Source organism: Asticcacaulis endophyticus (assembly GCF_014652575.1).
Classification (GTDB): domain Bacteria; phylum Pseudomonadota; class Alphaproteobacteria; order Caulobacterales; family Caulobacteraceae; genus Asticcacaulis; species Asticcacaulis endophyticus.
The window spans coordinates 507,186-522,758 of the sequence record NZ_BMZB01000002.1; the positions used below are offsets into that span (position 1 = coordinate 507,186).

14 protein-coding genes are annotated in these 15,573 nt (G+C 58.1%); 4 read left to right on the forward strand and 10 right to left on the reverse strand.

The window, feature by feature from the left end:
- Positions 1-137: 137 nt before the first annotated feature.
- Both IE102_RS10740 and IE102_RS10745 read right to left on the reverse strand, forming a co-directional pair.
- A complete protein-coding gene (locus IE102_RS10740; RefSeq protein ID WP_189486479.1) occupies positions 138-1,286 on the reverse strand; it encodes a GNAT family N-acetyltransferase in 1,149 nt (382 codons plus the stop codon).
- Between the two features lie 160 nt (positions 1,287-1,446).
- Positions 1,447-1,917: a RidA family protein gene (locus IE102_RS10745; RefSeq protein ID WP_189486480.1), complete on the reverse strand. Its 471-nt coding sequence runs from the start codon at positions 1,915-1,917 to the stop codon at positions 1,447-1,449.
- Between the two features lie 230 nt (positions 1,918-2,147).
- On the opposite strand from IE102_RS10745, the gene IE102_RS10750 reads away from it, so the two are divergent.
- The 3 genes from IE102_RS10750 to IE102_RS10760 all read left to right on the forward strand — a co-directional run bounded on the left by IE102_RS10750 (position 2,148) and on the right by IE102_RS10760 (position 5,084).
- Entirely contained in the window at positions 2,148-2,516 is a 369-nt protein-coding gene (locus tag IE102_RS10750) for a response regulator (protein WP_189486481.1), read from the forward strand.
- A gap of 40 nt (positions 2,517-2,556) precedes the next feature.
- Positions 2,557-3,927: a PleD family two-component system response regulator gene (locus IE102_RS10755; protein ID WP_189486482.1), complete on the forward strand. Its 1,371-nt coding sequence runs from the start codon at positions 2,557-2,559 to the stop codon at positions 3,925-3,927.
- Between the two features lie 77 nt (positions 3,928-4,004).
- Positions 4,005-5,084, forward strand: a complete 1,080-nt coding sequence (locus tag IE102_RS10760; RefSeq protein ID WP_189486483.1) for an alpha/beta hydrolase family protein — start codon at positions 4,005-4,007, stop codon at positions 5,082-5,084.
- A gap of 11 nt (positions 5,085-5,095) precedes the next feature.
- Here IE102_RS10760 and IE102_RS10765 read toward each other — a convergent pair whose 3' ends face one another.
- The 6 genes from IE102_RS10765 to IE102_RS10790 all read right to left on the reverse strand — a co-directional run bounded on the left by IE102_RS10765 (position 5,096) and on the right by IE102_RS10790 (position 13,546).
- On the reverse strand, positions 5,096-7,264 hold the full coding sequence (locus IE102_RS10765; RefSeq protein ID WP_189486484.1) for a TonB-dependent receptor: 2,169 nt from the start codon (positions 7,262-7,264) through the stop codon (positions 5,096-5,098).
- A 129-nt stretch (positions 7,265-7,393) separates the two neighbouring features.
- The gene (gene rpmG, locus IE102_RS10770; protein WP_004620056.1) at positions 7,394-7,561 is read right to left on the reverse strand and encodes a 50S ribosomal protein L33; all 168 of its coding nucleotides are present in this window, start codon (positions 7,559-7,561) and stop codon (positions 7,394-7,396) included.
- Between the two features lie 162 nt (positions 7,562-7,723).
- Positions 7,724-10,099, reverse strand: a complete 2,376-nt coding sequence (gene rnr / locus IE102_RS10775; protein WP_189486485.1) for a ribonuclease R — start codon at positions 10,097-10,099, stop codon at positions 7,724-7,726.
- A 118-nt stretch (positions 10,100-10,217) separates the two neighbouring features.
- On the reverse strand, positions 10,218-10,472 hold the full coding sequence (locus tag IE102_RS10780) for an endonuclease domain-containing protein (protein ID WP_229807704.1): 255 nt from the start codon (positions 10,470-10,472) through the stop codon (positions 10,218-10,220).
- A 205-nt stretch (positions 10,473-10,677) separates the two neighbouring features.
- Positions 10,678-13,305 carry a type I DNA topoisomerase gene (topA, locus tag IE102_RS10785; protein WP_189486486.1) on the reverse strand — a complete coding sequence of 876 codons (2,628 nt, stop codon included), beginning with the start codon at positions 13,303-13,305 and terminating at the stop codon, positions 10,678-10,680.
- Between the two features lie 7 nt (positions 13,306-13,312).
- Positions 13,313-13,546: a hypothetical protein gene (locus IE102_RS10790; protein ID WP_189486487.1), complete on the reverse strand. Its 234-nt coding sequence runs from the start codon at positions 13,544-13,546 to the stop codon at positions 13,313-13,315.
- Between the two features lie 38 nt (positions 13,547-13,584).
- Between IE102_RS10790 and IE102_RS10795 the strand changes: the two genes are divergently transcribed.
- Positions 13,585-13,764, forward strand: a complete 180-nt coding sequence (locus IE102_RS10795) for a hypothetical protein (protein WP_189486488.1) — start codon at positions 13,585-13,587, stop codon at positions 13,762-13,764.
- Between the two features lie 6 nt (positions 13,765-13,770).
- Here IE102_RS10795 and dprA read toward each other — a convergent pair whose 3' ends face one another.
- Positions 13,771-14,922 (reverse strand): DNA-processing protein DprA, encoded by a 1,152-nt coding sequence (gene dprA, locus IE102_RS10800; protein WP_189486489.1) that lies wholly within the window; start codon positions 14,920-14,922, stop codon positions 13,771-13,773.
- Entirely contained in the window at positions 14,923-15,552 is a 630-nt protein-coding gene (gene plsY / locus IE102_RS10805) for a glycerol-3-phosphate 1-O-acyltransferase PlsY (protein WP_189486490.1), read from the reverse strand. It abuts the gene before it with no gap.
- Positions 15,553-15,573 lie beyond the last annotated feature (21 nt).

The following is a 15,573-nucleotide window of genomic DNA, read 5'->3' on the forward strand; positions in this document are numbered from 1 at the left end:
GCAATAATGACAGCGCTGTCATAGATGTTTTGTGTGTTGTCTGGAGAAAAATTCATGGAAAAGCTGATTGAAAACTTTATCGCCGCCCTGATCGCCATGGGCTTTGCGCCCGGTTCGGCATCGAACTAAGCCCCGTTTTAAGAGGACGATTTAAATGGTGAGCCTTCTTTACTACTACTTTCAATATAAGCAGCAACAGCGTCGCGCTCGCGGTTGAGATAATGCTCGATCGGCGTGCGTAACGCTTTGTCGCGGATATAATGGGCGGAATAGACCGCCTGCGGCAGATAGCCCCGCGCCAGCTTATGTTCGCCCTGCGCCCCGGCTTCGACCCGCTTGAGGCCATGCGCAATGGCGTAGTCGATGGCCTGATAATAGCAGACCTCGAAATGCAGGAACGGTATCTGGCGGTTGCAACCCCATTGCCGGCCATACAGCGTATCGCCCCCCAGATAATTGATCGCACCCGCAATCGGTTGATCCTCGTCATAGGCAAAGATCAGCACGATCTTATCGCGCATCCGCTCCGTAATCAGGCTGAAAAAGTCGCGATTAAGATAGGGGCGGCCCCATTTGCGATCAGACGTATCCTCAATAAATTCATAGAGATGATCAAGGTGGGCCTCGGTTATATCCGCGCCCGTAATCACGCGCATCTCAAGGTGGCTTAAGTCGCGCCGTTCGCGGCGGATGACCTTGCGCCGGTTGGACGACAGGTCGGCTAGAAAATCCTCAAACGTGCCGTAGTCGCGATTTTCCCACCAGAACTGCTGATCCTGACGCAGAAGCAATCCCATATCGCCCATGATCTGCCATTCGTCGTGGGTGGGGAAGGTGACGTGCAGGGACGACAGCCGGTTGTGGTCGCACAGGCTTATGGCGGCGCGCACCAGCGCCTGTTTCGTCGCGATGCCGGTGGCCAGCAGGCGCGATCCGGTCACGGGCGTAAACGGCACTGAGGCTTGTAGTTTCGGGTAATAGCGCCCGCCCGCACTTTCATAGGCCTGCGCCCACGACTGATCGAAGACATATTCGCCATACGAATGGATTTTGACATAGAGCGGCATGGCACCGCATAAAACCCCGGCCTCATCGCGGGCCAGGAGGTGAACGGCCTGCCAACCCGCGTCTTCACCGACGCACCCGGTCGCCTCGAGCGCCTCAAGGTAGGCATGGCTGGTGAAGGGGTTGCTATCCGTGGTCAGCGCATCCCATTCAACAGCATCAACTTCGTGCAGGCTGTTGCACAGGGTGATGGTTAGGGAGGGCTGATCGGTGTCGGGCATGTAACTAATCTAGTTCGCCTTTGCGAAAGCACAATGAAAAACCCGCAGATTTGTGGTCTGCGAGTCTTATACGTTGGTGAAGTGAGGTGGGGGCAGATACCCCTCCGTCATTTTCGCAATCGCTCAAATGCCACCTCCCCATGGAATGGGGAGGAGATTATTACCGCCGGTCTTTGACCTCGATCTGGGCGTCGATCTCAACCGCAAAGCCGAGCGGGATCTTATACATGCCAACGGCCGAGCGGGCGTGCTTGCCGGCTTCGCCCAGCACCTCGACCATCAGGTCGGAGCAGCCGTTGATGACCTTGGGGATGTCGTAAAAATCAGGGCCGGCCTGCACGAACGCATTCAATTTGAGTACGCGCACGACATTATCCAGATCGCCGTCGCAGGCCGCCTGCATCTGGGCCAGCAGATTGAGCCCGCAGATGCGGGCTGCCGCAACACCGTCCTCCAGCGACACATCAACGCCGACCGTGCCCTTGATGCCGCCGTTGGCATCGACCGAGATCTGGCCCGAAATGTTCACGATATTGCCGGTGCGGGTATAGGAGACGTAGTTGGCCACCGGCGTGGCGGCGGCGGGCAAAGTAATGCCGAGGGATTCCAGGCGGGCCTTAACTTGGGACATGGGTGTAACCTTCGTGAGTGGGCAGGGTGGTTGGCGCCTTATAAGCCAAACCCCAAGGCTTTTAGAAGCGGTAATTTTCAGCAGGCTTAATGCGTGGCGGCCATCAGATACCGTTTGCGTTTACCTTTTGTTACCTTCCTTTTCACCTCGCCTTAAGACAGTTGGTGTAGAGATTTAGCCTAAAGGTGAGCGAATCGTCTCTTTGAGGCGGGCTCTATATGGAATTGGTGATGACCCCTAAAAAAGTCCTGATCGTTGAGGATAACGAGCTGAACATGAAGCTGTTTCATGATCTGCTTGATGCGCAGGGCTATGAGACCCTGCAAACCCACGAAGGGCTTCAGGCTCTGTCTCTGGCGCGCAAGCATCTGCCCGACCTGATCCTGATGGACATTCAGTTGCCGGAGATTTCCGGCCTTGAAGTCACCAAATGGCTGAAAGAAGACGATGAACTGTCGCACATTCCGGTGGTGGCGGTAACCGCCTTTGCTATGAAGGGCGACGAGGAACGCATCCGTGAAGGCGGCTGCGAGGCCTATATCTCAAAGCCGATTTCGGTCGCGCATTTTCTGGATACCGTGCGCCGTTATTTGGGGTAGCCACTGCGCTCAAGGAGCAAAGCGTTAGCGCTGAAAAAATATGACCGCCAAGGTTCTTGTTGTTGATGATACGCCCGCCAATGTGAAGCTGCTTCAGGCTAAGCTTGAGGCGGACTATTACGACGTGATCGTAGCCGAAACCGGCGATGAGGCCATATCCAAGGCGGTCACGGAGCAGCCCGATATTATACTGCTCGATGTCATGATGCCGGGTATGGATGGGTATGCCACCTGCCGCTGGCTGAAAGAACACGCCGCCACCAGCCACATCCCGATCATTCTGGTCACCGCCCTTGATGGTCATAACGACCGTCTGTCGGGGCTTGAGGCCGGGGCTGACGATTTCCTGACCAAGCCGGTCGATATTGCCCTGCTGACGGCGCGCTTAAGGTCGCTGGTGCGGCTTAAGGTCATGATTGATGAACTGCGCCAGCGCGAAGCCTCCAGCCGGCGTCTGGGCATGATCGATGAGGCCGACCGTCAGCGGCAGATGGCGGCCCCCGGCAATGTCTTCATCATCGATGACAATGAGCGTCAGGCTGAACGGCTGATGGGGCTATTGGGTGTTGATCACCGTTGCGCCTACGAAACCGATACCGCCCGCGCGCTGGAGATTGCGGCCAAACGGGTCGATCTGGTGATCATCAACCTGTCGGCCAGAGGCTTTGACCCTTTGCGGCTGGTGGCGCAGTTGCGCTCCCATGAGGCCACGCGCCATAAACCAATCCTTGGCATCGCCAGTGCCGAAGACCGCACCGGCCTGCTTAAGGCGCTGGAACTGGGCGCCAATGACATTATCGTGCGCCCGGTCGATGGGCAGGAACTGTCGGCCCGCGTCAAAACCCTCATTCATCGTAAGCGCTATGCCGATCATTTGCGGGTATCGCTGGACCGGACCATGGAACTGGCGGTGACCGATACTCTGACCGGCCTGAATAATCGCCGGTTTATGGATCACCAGTTGCTGCGCCTGGTCGCCAAGGCCATCAAGGGCGGGCCCAAGGTGTCGCTGCTGCTGGTCGATATCGACCACTTCAAAAAGGTCAATGACACCTATGGCCACGACGGCGGCGATGAGGTCTTAAAAGAATTTGCACGCAGGCTTGGCCACAATGTCCGCGCTATTGATCTGCCCTGCCGAATGGGCGGAGAAGAGTTCGTGGTGATCATGCCCGAAACCGAAGCCAAGGATGCCGCCATGATCGCTGAGCGGGTGAGGGCGCAGGTAGCCGCCAAGCCATTTGAACTGGCGGATGGGCGCACATTAGATGTGACCATATCGGTCGGGGTGTCGACCTCCAAAGGGGCGGGCGATACGCCTGACACCCTGATGAAGCGCGCCGATCAGGCGGTTTACGAAGCCAAGCAGTCTGGCCGGAATCGAGTGATTGTGAAAGCGGCCGCAGCTTAATCTTTGCCAGAAGTTTCCGATATTCACTAGCGAGACGGTGAGACTGAATATAGCCTAACCTTAAAATAGGAGGCGTTATGAAGTTCATCGCGGCAGTAACGGCAGGGTTCATGGTTTTTGCGCTTCCGGTTTATGCGGCTAAACCGCAGGAGGCCGCGATTACAGTTGCGCCTTTGCCATATCGCGCAGAGGCGGTTGTCTTTGGCGGCGGGGCGGCGGACGTCAAATTGGCGGGTACCTTGACGTTACCTCAAGGGGCAGGGCCGTTTCCGGTAGTGGTTCTGATTTGCGGGTCAGGCCCGAATGACCGTGATGAGACCACCAACGGACATAAGCCGTTTCTGATTCTGGCCGATTCCCTAACCAGACGTGGGATTGCGGTGCTGCGGTACGATAAACGCGGCGTAGGCGGATCGTCGGGCAATTTGTGGACTGCGACGATAGCTGACTTTGCCGCCGATGCCGAAGCCGCGTTCGACTATCTTAAGGATCGCTCAGACATCAATCCGCGCCAAATCGGACTTTTGGGTCATTCTGAAGGCGGGATAACCGCGCCTATGGTTGCCGCACGCCGTCTCGACGTCGGGTTTGTGGTTTTATTCGCCGCCCCAGGTATCCCTCTGGCCGATATTCAGCTTTTGCAAAGCGAAGCCATGTCGCGTGCCGATGGTGTGCCGCAAGATAAGATCGAGAGAAATCTGGCCGCAACCCGGAAGGCCCATGAGGTTGTGCGCGCGTCTCCATCATCACAGGCCGCCGCCAAGGCTTTGACCGAACTGGCACCGCCTTGGGTGGCCAGTGGCGCTGTTACTCAGGCTGAGGCTGATGGTGGCATAGCGTTTGTTGGCACGGACTATGGCTATCAATTGCTTCATGACAATTATGATCCAGCCCCGACATTACAAAATATCAAAGCCCCGATACTGGTTCTAAATGGCGGGCTCGACACTCAGGTGCCGCCTAAGCCCAATCTCGAAGCTATGCGGAAGGCCTTGAAACGTAACCGGCATGCTACGATTCTCGAAGTTCCCGGGATCAATCATAATTTCCAGACCGCCCAAACCGGTGGCCCTGCGGAATATGGCACCATTGAAGAGACTGTATCTCCGGCCGTATTGGCCCTGATTGGTGGCTGGATCAGCGCACGGGTGAAATAGGCGGCTATTGTTTAGCCGGTTTTTTTCGGTTTAGGCGCGCCGTAGCCTGATCCGAACCGGCGGCTAAGGCTGATCGAGATCACCGGAGCCTGCCGGGAGGTGTAGCTTAGGCCGCGGGAATCGCGCGTTTCGGTTACAAACTTGGTTTTGGTGGTCCTCAGCACATCGGTGGCCATGACCGTCAGGGTCAGTGTCGGCGACAACGCGTGATTATAGGTCGCCATGACGCTGGTGTTGCCGACCATATAGCCATAATCGTTGATCTGCTTGCCCAGAGAATTGAGGTTCAGCGAAACGCCGTGGCCCTTTTTTGAATAGTAGTTCAGGCCGATCTGGCTGTTGACCGTAACCTGCGACCGATCCGGCATGTCAGGGATAGTCATAGCCATTTCAAAGACCGTCAGCGTCGTATTGAACGACAGGTTCGGCCGTATCTGGCTGCGGTAATCGAACTGCACGCCGGTCTGGTCGCTGCGACCGGCATTGCGGCGGGACATCAGGACCACCTGATTGCCGGCATTTTGTGGGTCATCGATGAAGGTGCGGACATTGCTGATGATCTTGCGGTTTTGCAGGCGGTAGGCGCGCACCGACAGGCTGTTCATGTCCTTGGCGTATTCGTAAGACGTCTCAAACGAGTCGGTTTCCTGCGGTTTCAGGGTTGGCGTGCCGACGCTGACCAATTGCGCCCCCCCGTATCTCTGGGATGGATTAAGATCCCAGGCGTTTGGCCGTTGCAAGCGGCGCGAATAGTTGAAACGGATTTTCTGACGCTCCGATACCACATAGGTCGCAAAGGCGCTGGGGTTCAGATTGGTGTAATCGACCTTAACCGGCGCGCCGGTTGCGGCATCGCGGCTCTCGAAACTGAGTGCTTCGGCTCGCAAGCCCCCCAGCACTACCCAGTGATCGCCCAGCATGGTCTGCCAGGTGGCATAGGCCGCGCGGATGGTCTGCCTGTAGGCAAACGGGTTGCTAAAGGCCGGATTGAGCGCAGGTGTCTCAATCCCCGGCGTGTAAAGGAAGCTGCTCTCATTATTATTGTCGGCATCATCGTGGGTGATCTGAAGGCCGGTGGTAACCTCGCCGGACTCCAGACCTTTGTTATAATCGATGCTGAAGGCGGTGTTTGTGGCTTCGGAGCGGTTAAGGGAGTTCTGCGCCCGTGTACCCTGATTTTCGGGCAGAGACGACAGGCTGTAGAATGAGCGGTTATCACCACGGTTGGTCGAAGTGTTGCGATTGACCTTCAGATCGACCTTAAGTGCATCACCCGCCGTAGCGCCCGTGCGCGTCCAGCCCAGCCCAAGGGTCTGGGTGTCATTATCAAACCGTGAGGTTAAGTCGCTGTCGTAAAGGTCGATGGGCGCGCCATTGGCGTCTGACCTTCGGGTCTGGCCTTCGCCGCCACCCGTGCCGGAGGAGGACAGGTAGCTGAACTGACCACTGAGCGAATCGTTGTCGTCCAGTTGGTAGTCAACCGTACTATTGATCATGCCCAGTCGGCTTTTGAAGTCCGACAGGTTGGAAGTGTCTGTGGTGATGAGCGGGCGGCCATCTGGGGCCAGTTGCGCCAGATCAAAGTCTGAGCGGGTTTCGCTTTTGTAATCGGCGATATTGGCAAAGACCGAGGCGGTCAGCTTATCCTTATTGTACTGAAAAGCGCCGTTGACCATACCTGCACCGTTTGACGACGCCTGCGCGGTGGTGCTGGCGAACCAACCCGGCGGCAGGGACCGCTTGGTGACAATATTGATGATGCCGCCGGTGCCGTTTGAGCCATATTGCGCGCCGGGAGTGGAGATCACTTCGATGGAGGCAATCATGCTGGACGGCATAGAGCGCAGGGCGGCGGCGCGGTTGTCGCCAACATACATCAGCCACGGACGGCCATTGACCATGACCTGGGCCTGATTGCCGCGGAGCGTCACGCCCCCGTCGGCATCGATCGCGACGCCCGGAATTCTCTTAAGCGTATTATCCGCCGTGGCGGTTTCGTGGTCAGGGTCTTTGGTGACATCATAGACCTGACGATCGGCGCGGTTAACTGCCTTTTTGCCCTTAACGGTAACGGTCGGGGTTTCATCTTTAGGCTTAGTTGTTTCCTGCGCCCACACCGGATGACTTAGGGCGACGGAGACCCACCACAAACAGGCCAGTTTTCGTTTGATGTCCCCCATGCGCGCCACCCTCACACCTGCATATTTATACCATATACGAAAAGTTGAGGGTGCCAAGCGGATGGCCAAACAAAAACCGCGCAGGTTGTCCTGCGCGGTTTTCTGTATTCGGTCGCTGAAAGCGTAAGATTACTTAATCTTGCCTTCGCGGAATTCGACGTGCTTACGCACAACCGGATCGTACTTCTTCAGTACCATCTTTTCGGTCTTGGTGCGGGCGTTCTTCTTGGTGACGTAGAAGAAGCCGGTGTCCGCCGTCGAGTTCAGGCGGATCTTAATAGAGGCTGGTTTAGCCATGATGAAAATCCTTATTAACGGGTGCGCACCGGCGCGAGCCGTCGCAGAAATTCTTAAGAGCGGGGGATATGACAAAGACCAAGTGATAAGTCAACAATCTTAGCAGAAAAAACGTCGTAAATTAGCAGAGAAAAGATTTTAAACCTTTCACTGACAATAACGCTACCGCCGTTTTTTCCCGCCTTTGCCGCCTCTACCGGCCTTCTTTTCGGTTACCCCTTTAACACGCCCCTTGGAAGGGCCCTTCGGCGGCCCGCCGGTGGGACGGCGCGACGGGTTGCGGGAATCAGCCCGAACCCGTGCCCCCAGACGCGGACGGGGCATATTCGGATCGTGCGGTTCAGGCTCGCTGATCGCCTCAAACACCAGCCCGCCGGTCAGCGGCATGGCTTCCTTAAGCTTGACCACTATTGAGCCGCCGAGGCGCCAGCGCTGATGGGTGCGCTCACCCACGAGCGCATGGGCCTTATCATCATGAATATAGTAATCATCACGCAGGGACGACACCGGCACAATGCCATCCGCGCCGGTATCGAGCAGGCGCACAAACAGGCCAAAGCGGGTCACACCTACGATCCGGCCCGCGAAATTAGCCCCGACGTGTTCCTCAAGATAGGCGGCGATATAGCGCTCAATCGCCTCACGTTCCGCCGCCATCGACCGGCGCTCAGTGGCCGTGATGTGGTCGGCGGTATCGCTTAAGCTTTTGACCTCATAGTCGGTCAGGCCGTCATCGCCGAGCTTAAGCGCCCGGATCAGCGCCCGGTGCACGATCAGGTCGGCATAACGCCGGATCGGTGAGGTAAAGTGGGCATAGCGATCAAGATTAAGCCCGAAGTGCCCAAAATTTTCCGCCGAATAGTGGGCTTGCATCTGGGTGCGCAGAACGACTTCGTTGATGATCTCAGAGTGCGGGCCTTCGCGCTGCGAATCGAGCAGTTTGTTAAAGCGCTGGGTATTGGGCGCTTCACCCTTGTTCCAGGGCAGACCGATAGTGTGCAGAAAATCCGCCAGATTGGTGATTTTCTCTAATGAGGGCGCTTCGTGGACGCGGTAGATCAGCGGCGATTTGTGCTTCTCCAGCGTCTCCGCCGCGCTGACATTGGCCTGAATCATCATCTCTTCGATCAGGCCGTGCGCCTCCAAGGAGACACGCGGTTCAATCGCGATGACATTGCCCTCTTTGTCGAGGTGAACCTTGCGCTCCGGCGAATGGATATGCAGCGGCCCGCGCACATTGCGACCCTTGGTCAGGCAGGCATGGGCGGCCCACAGGGGCTTGAGCAGCCCTTCCAGCAGAGGTGCGGTCTTATCGTCTGGTTCCCCGTCGATGGCGGACTGGGCCTGCTCATAGCTGAGCTTTGCGGCCGAGCGCATCAGGCCACGCACGAACTTATGGGCGATCTTGGTGCCGGACGCATCGAATACCATTCGCACGGCCAGGGTGGCGCGGTTCTCATTTTCTTGTAGCGAACAAAGCCCCGACGACAGCACATGCGGCAACATCGGCTCGACGCGGTCAGGCAGGTAGGTCGAGTTGCCTTTTTCGCGGGCATCACGGTCCAGCGATGAGCCGGGCTTCACATAGTGGGCGACATCGGCAATGGCGACCCAGACCACATAGCCACCGGGGTTGGCTTCATCGTCGTCAGGATGGGCGTAGACGGCGTCGTCATGGTCCTTGGCGTCCATCGGGTCGATGGTCACAAAGGGTAGGTCGCGCAGATCAGTGCGGCCTTTGAGGTCGGGGGCGGTGGCTGATTTGGCTTCGTCTTCGGTCGAGGTCTTGAACCCGATCGGCAAGCCGTGGGCATGCACCGCCATGACCGAGCCGACCTTGGGGTCAGTCTCGTGGCCGACGACCTCGATCAGGGTGGCCGGTTGCGGGCCATAGCGGGTAAGCCCCCCTTGCGGACGGGCCATGACGACGTCGCCGTCTTTCAGCTTATCGAGGTCCGCGCCGGTCAGGACATAGTTTTCCTTGGACTTGCGGTTAACGCTTTCCAGACGGATTTCGGGCTGCCCTTTTGCCTTTTTGGTTTTGCGCACCACGCCGATGACCTTGGGCGCACCCTGATCCAGCACCTTGATCAGGTGGGCGATCCATTCATCACCGGCTTTTTCGAAACGCACATAGACGCGGTCGCCCAAACCCGGCGGGGTCTGCTGCGCGGATTTCTTGAGCGGGGCGAGGCGGGCGAGCGGAGATTTATCGTTATCGTCTTTACCCCATTTGACCCATAGTTCACCATCGACATCCTGTGAAACGACGGTGCCAGCACCGGTATCCGGCAGCACGCCTTGGGCGCCAAAGGTTTTGCGCCCGCGTTTGTCCAGTTTTCCGGCGTCCGACAGGGCTTTCAGGCGCTGACGCAGGGCACGGCGGTCATCGCCTTTCAGGCCAAATTTACGGGCCAGATCGTTGACATCGACTTCGCGGGCGGCGCTCAGCGCCTCAAGCAGGGTGTCATCGTCGGGCAGGCCCGCAGAGCTACGTGGTGGGGTGGGTGAGCGGGGCGGCTTGGGGATTTTTATCATCCCCCTTTAGTAGAATTAACCGGCGCGTGCGGCAAGCGGTTCTTGGGCATAGATGATCTTCTCCTCCCTATCGAAGATGGGGAGGTGGATGGCCGCAGGCCAGACGGAGGGGGATAGCTTAGAACTTTGATATACGCTCGAGCGCTAATCGGTAAATGCCATCAGCGACCTCATCGGCATCCCCCATGATCTGGACGGCGGGAATGCGGTAAGTGTGAATACCCTTATCAGCCAGCCATTGATCACGATGGGCATCACGGATTTTATGTTCGTCCAGGGTATGGTGTACGCCATCGACTTCGATATCCAATTGGGCCGCGGCGCAATAAAAATCAAGCACATACGGGCCAATAGGATGCTGAAGCCGGAACACTAAATTACCCTCAGATCGCGTGCGAAGGCTCGCCCACAGACGACTTCCGGCGGCGACATTTCGCGTCGGAGGCGCTTGGCGAACTGGTGCTTTCTTGGGGCCTTCATGGCTTGGAGCGTAGCGTTTGATTGACAATAGCGCTATCCCCCTCCGTCACGCCTTTGGCGCGCCACCTCCCCACGCAAGCGCAGGGAGGAGAAAGGTATTAAGCCTCCGCTTTTTTCTTTGCGGGGGCTTTTTTAGCCGGGGCTTTCTTGGCGGCGGGTTTTTTGGCCGCCGTGGTCTTGGGTGCAGCTTTTTTAGCCGGAGCCTTCTTAGCCGCGGCTTTTTTCACGCCGCCCTTGGCCGCGATCAGTTCCAGCGCCTGCTCCAGCGTTACGTCCTCCGGCGTTATGTCCTTGGGCAGGGTGGCATTGACCTTACCGCATTTGACATAGGGGCCGTAGCGACCGGACATGACCTGAATAGGCTCATCATTATCAGGATGTTTGCCGAGTTCTTTGAGTGGTGCAGCCGCCGAACCCTTACCCTTGGCATTGGCTTTCTTCTCAGCCAGCATGACGACGGCGCGGTTGATGCCGACCTCGAAAATCTCATCGAAATTAGCGAGGTTGGCGTAGGTGCCGTCATTGGCGATAAACGGCCCAAAGCGCCCCAGACCCGCCGTGATCGGCTTATTGTTTTCCGGGTTGATGCCGATTTCACGCGGTAGGGACAACAGCTTAAGCCCGCGCTCTAGGTCGATCGACGCCGGTGGCCAGGCCTTGGGCAGGGACGAGCGCTTAGGCTTATCCTCTTTCGATTCGGCTTCGCCCAACTGCACATAGGGGCCAAAACGGCCGATTTTGAGGGAGACGACCTTATCGGTGGCTGGGTCAACGCCCAGTTCGCGATCGCCCGATGCGCCACCGTCTTCGGATGCGCTTTCTGGGTTGCCGACGGGGCGGGTAAACTTGCATTCCGGATAGTTGGAGCAGCCGATAAACGCCCCGAACCGTGAGGTTTTCAGGCTCAGCAGACCGTTGGCACAAGACGGGCAGGCGCGCGGATTGGTGCCGTCGCCTTTGTCGGGGAAGATGTGCGGCCCCAGCGCGTCATTGAGGCGGTCGAGCACCTCAGAGACCCGGAATTCCTGCACCCCACCGGCGGCGGCGTGGAAATCCTGCCAGAATTCGCGGAGCAGCGCCTTCCAGTTCAACTCACCGGCGGAGACCAGATCGAGCTTTTCCTCAAGATCAGCGGTGAAATCATATTCGACATAGCGCTTGAAAAATTCTTCAAGGAAGGCCGTGACCAGCCGGCCCTTGTCTTCGGGGATAAAGCGGTTCTTATCCATGCGGACATAGGCGCGATCGCGCAGGACGGTCAACACCGACGCATAGGTCGATGGCCGGCCAATGCCCAGTTCTTCCATCTTCTTGACGAGGGTGGCTTCGGAATAACGCGGGGGCGGTTCGGTGAAGTGCTGAGCCGGCTTAATGGCATGAACCGAGGCCGTGGTACCGACGCGCACGGCGGGCAGGCGGCCACCGTCCTCATCTGCATCATCATCCTTGCCTTCTTCGTAGACCGCCAGATAGCCATCAAAGGTGATGACCTGACCGGTGGCGCGCAGGGCGATTTGTTTGTCGGGGCTCAGCAGGTCAATGGCGGTTTTTTCAACCTTAGCCGCTTCCATTTGCGACGCCATGGTCCGTTTCCAGATCAACTCATAAAGCCGCGCCTGATCGCCCTCAAGGCGAAGGGTTTCCGGGCGGCGATAGAGCGAGGTCGGGCGCACGGCTTCGTGGGCTTCCTGAGCATTTTTGGCCTTGGCCTTATAGAACCGCGGGGTTTCCGGCACATAGGCCGGGCCGTAGCGTTCGCCGATCAGCTTGCGCATTTCGGCAATCGCTTCCGGTTCAACATAGACGCCGTCGGTTCGCATATAGGTGATCAGACCGGTCGTTTCGCCACCGATATCAACACCTTCGTACAGTTTCTGGGCCGTCTGCATGGTGCGCGAGGCGGAGAAGCCCAGTTTGCGCGACGCTTCCTGCTGCAGGGTTGAGGTGGTAAACGGCGGCGGTGGGGTGCGTTTGCCGGGTTTTTGATCGACCTCGGTGATGGTGAAGTTCGACGCGGCAATGGCGGCTTCGGCGCCCTTGGCCGCGGCTTCGTTGGGCAGGTCGAACTTACCCAGTTTTTTGCCGTTAAGCTGGATCAGCTTGGCCGAAAACGGCGGCGAATTGGCCGAAACCTCAGTATCGACGGTCCAGTATTCTTCGGTCTTGAACTTTTCGATCTCGACTTCGCGGTCAACGACGATCTTGAGCGCCACAGACTGCACCCGTCCGGCCGAGCGTGCGCCCGGCAGCTTGCGCCACAACACCGGCGACAGGGTAAAGCCCACGAGGTAATCAAGGGCGCGGCGGGCGAGGTAGGCTTCGACCAGTTCCATATCCAACTGGCGCGGATTGGCCATGGCCAGATCGACGGCGGATTTGGTGATGGCATTGAACGTGACGCGCTCAACGGTCTTTTCCTTGAGCACCTTTTTCTTATTCAGCACTTCAAGCACATGCCAGGAAATGGCTTCCCCTTCGCGGTCGGGGTCGGTCGCGAGGATAACGCCATCGGACGCCTTGGCAGCCTCAGCGATTTCGTTCAGGCGCTTAACCGCCTTGGGGTCGGCTTCCCAGATCATGGCGAAGTCTTCGTCGGGCTTGACGGAGCCGTCCTTGGACGGAAGGTCGCGCACATGGCCGTAGGACGCCAGAACCTTATAGTCCTTGCCCAGGTACTTGTTGATGGTTTTGGCCTTGGCAGGACTTTCGACGATAACCAGCTTCATATGGCTTTTATAAATCCGTCTGCAAAATAGCGATGAGCCTGAAAATGGGAGCAGGCTTCAAATATGCCAGCCTTAAAGCGCTTTCAACGAACTGTGAAGCGGCTTTTTTGCCACGGCGGCCATAGAGGGCTGATCTTGAGTCTCCGCCCACATAAATCCAAAGGTGGTAAGAATGAGAATTGCAATTAAAGGTAATTTTATTTAAGCTTTCAACTGATGGGGGAGAAGTGGCCTGTGCCATATCCCGTGCCTGCGGGCATTTAGGTATAAGGAGTAGCTATGAAGGAGTTGGAGCGCGAAGCCGGTCAGGAGGTTTCCGTGCAGGAACAGGCCGAGGTTCTGGTCTATATCGGCGATATGGCGGCATCTCTGGCACAGATGGCACAAAAGGTCGGGCATCAGGGCCTGAGCGAGCATCTCTATCATGCCGCTCAAAAGGCGCGCGGGCCTATGGCTTGATGGTGATTAATCGACCAACACGTAATAGCCGCCAGGCTGAGGGGCGATCAGTCCGGCGATTTCAAGCTCGCTCAAGGCCGCAAAACCCAGCGTCATTGACGCGCCCGCAAGCCTGAGCACTTCGTCGCGGTGGCTGGGGGTATGGCTGATCAGGTTGAGGATTTGCGTGCGCAGGTCATCGATCCGGTCATCAAGATCGTCGGTGGTGTCCTCAGGTGTCGCCAGATAGTGCGGGCGCATATCGTCATAGGCCGGTCGCGCCCCGTCGTTTAAGCCCATGCCGCTTTCCAGTATGCGGATGACGTCTTCGGCCGTTTCGCACAGGTGCGCGCCCTGGCGCAGCAGGTCGTTCGATCCGCGTGCGCGCGGATCAAGCGGCGAGCCCGGTACGGCGAAAACATCGCGGTTTTGCTCACCGGCCAACCGGGCGGTGATCAGAGAGCCTGAACGCAGTTCAGCCTCAACGACTATCGTCCCCAGGGTCAACCCGCTGATGACCCGGTTGCGGCGTGGAAAATCGCGGGCGTGGGCCTTATAGCCTGCCGGGCTTTCGGAAATCAGTACGCCGTAGGTTTTGAGCGCGGTATATAAATCCTGATTTTGCGGCGGATAGACATCATCAATCCCGCCGCCCAGAACGGCGGCGGTGCCGGTTTTGAGCGAGCCCTGATGGGCGTGGGTGTCGATGCCGCGTGCCAGACCTGAGACGATAGTGTATCCGGCTTCGCCCAGTTCGGCAGCCAGGGTGTGGGCCATCTTCATACCGGCGGCGGAGGCATTACGCGCCCCCACGATCGCCACGGCTTTAGGGGGCAGTGCGTGTTCGCCCAGCAGCCACAGTATGGGCGGGGCGGCGGCGATATGGCTGAGCAGTTTGGGATAGTCTGCATCGCCCAGCACGACCAGACGGGCGCCGGTGGCGCGGCTGTGTTTGATCTCAGCCTCAACCATCGCCAACGGGGCGGGTGTTATGCCGCCGCCGGCGCGTTGGGCCAAAGTCGGTAAAGCTTCAAGCGCACGGATTGCGCTGCCGAAACGGGTGATAAGTTGCTGGAAATTGATCGGGCCGATGCGCTGAGTGCGCGCCAGTCTCAGGCGGGCGACGCGCTCCTCTTCGGTCTTGACTGGCGGGAAGGGCGGCGCATCGAACAGGGACATCTAGGCGGTCTTGTCCTTTTTGCCGATTTTAGGCTCGGTGCCATTCAGCAGCCGTTTGATATTGTCCTTATGGCGGATGTAGATCAACACGGCCATGAACAGGCTCATCAGCACGAACGGGTAGGGCTGATCAATCAGGAAGCCTACGGGTGCGATGAGTGCGGCGGCGACCAGAGCGCTCAAAGACGAGATGCGCAGGGTAAACGCCACCAGCAACCAGATGGCACCGGCGGCCAGCCCCATCGGCCAGGCGGCGGCAAACAGGGTGCCAAGGAAGGTCGCTACGCCCTTTCCGCCCTTGAACTTCAGCCAGACGGGGAACAGGTGGCCCAGAAACGCGGCGGCTCCGGCCAGCGCCATGCCGGTTTGGCGGGTGGCGATATCGACGGACAACAGGGCCGCAAACGCAATGCCAACGGCCATAGCGCCTTTGCCCGTGTCGCCTAAAAAGGTGATCAGCGCCAGATCTTTGCGGCCGGTGCGCAGGACATTGGTAGCACCGATATTGCCGGAGCCGACCTCACGGATGTCTATGCCCGCCAGTTTGGTCGTCAGCACGCCAAACGGGATCGACCCCAGAAGGTAGCCGCCCAGTACGGCAAGGGCATAGATGATCGGTTGGCTCAGCACGGTCTGTCCTTACTACACCCT

Coding starts and splice junctions, on each gene's coding strand:
- IE102_RS10755 (WP_189486482.1), top strand. CDS start 2,557: ATGACCGCCAAGGTTCTTGTTGTTGATGATACGCCCGCCAATGTGAAG.
- IE102_RS10740 (WP_189486479.1), bottom strand. CDS start 1,286: ATGCCCGACACCGATCAGCCCTCCCTAACCATCACCCTGTGCAACAGC.
- topA (WP_189486486.1), bottom strand. CDS start 13,305: ATGAAGCTGGTTATCGTCGAAAGTCCTGCCAAGGCCAAAACCATCAAC.
- IE102_RS10750 (WP_189486481.1), top strand. CDS start 2,148: ATGACCCCTAAAAAAGTCCTGATCGTTGAGGATAACGAGCTGAACATG.
- dprA (WP_189486489.1), bottom strand. CDS start 14,922: ATGTCCCTGTTCGATGCGCCGCCCTTCCCGCCAGTCAAGACCGAAGAG.
- IE102_RS10760 (WP_189486483.1), top strand. CDS start 4,005: ATGAAGTTCATCGCGGCAGTAACGGCAGGGTTCATGGTTTTTGCGCTT.
- IE102_RS10745 (WP_189486480.1), bottom strand. CDS start 1,917: ATGTCCCAAGTTAAGGCCCGCCTGGAATCCCTCGGCATTACTTTGCCC.
- rnr (WP_189486485.1), bottom strand. CDS start 10,099: ATGATAAAAATCCCCAAGCCGCCCCGCTCACCCACCCCACCACGTAGC.
- IE102_RS10790 (WP_189486487.1), bottom strand. CDS start 13,546: ATGGCACAGGCCACTTCTCCCCCATCAGTTGAAAGCTTAAATAAAATT.
- IE102_RS10765 (WP_189486484.1), bottom strand. CDS start 7,264: ATGGGGGACATCAAACGAAAACTGGCCTGTTTGTGGTGGGTCTCCGTC.
- IE102_RS10795 (WP_189486488.1), top strand. CDS start 13,585: ATGAAGGAGTTGGAGCGCGAAGCCGGTCAGGAGGTTTCCGTGCAGGAA.
- rpmG (WP_004620056.1), bottom strand. CDS start 7,561: ATGGCTAAACCAGCCTCTATTAAGATCCGCCTGAACTCGACGGCGGAC.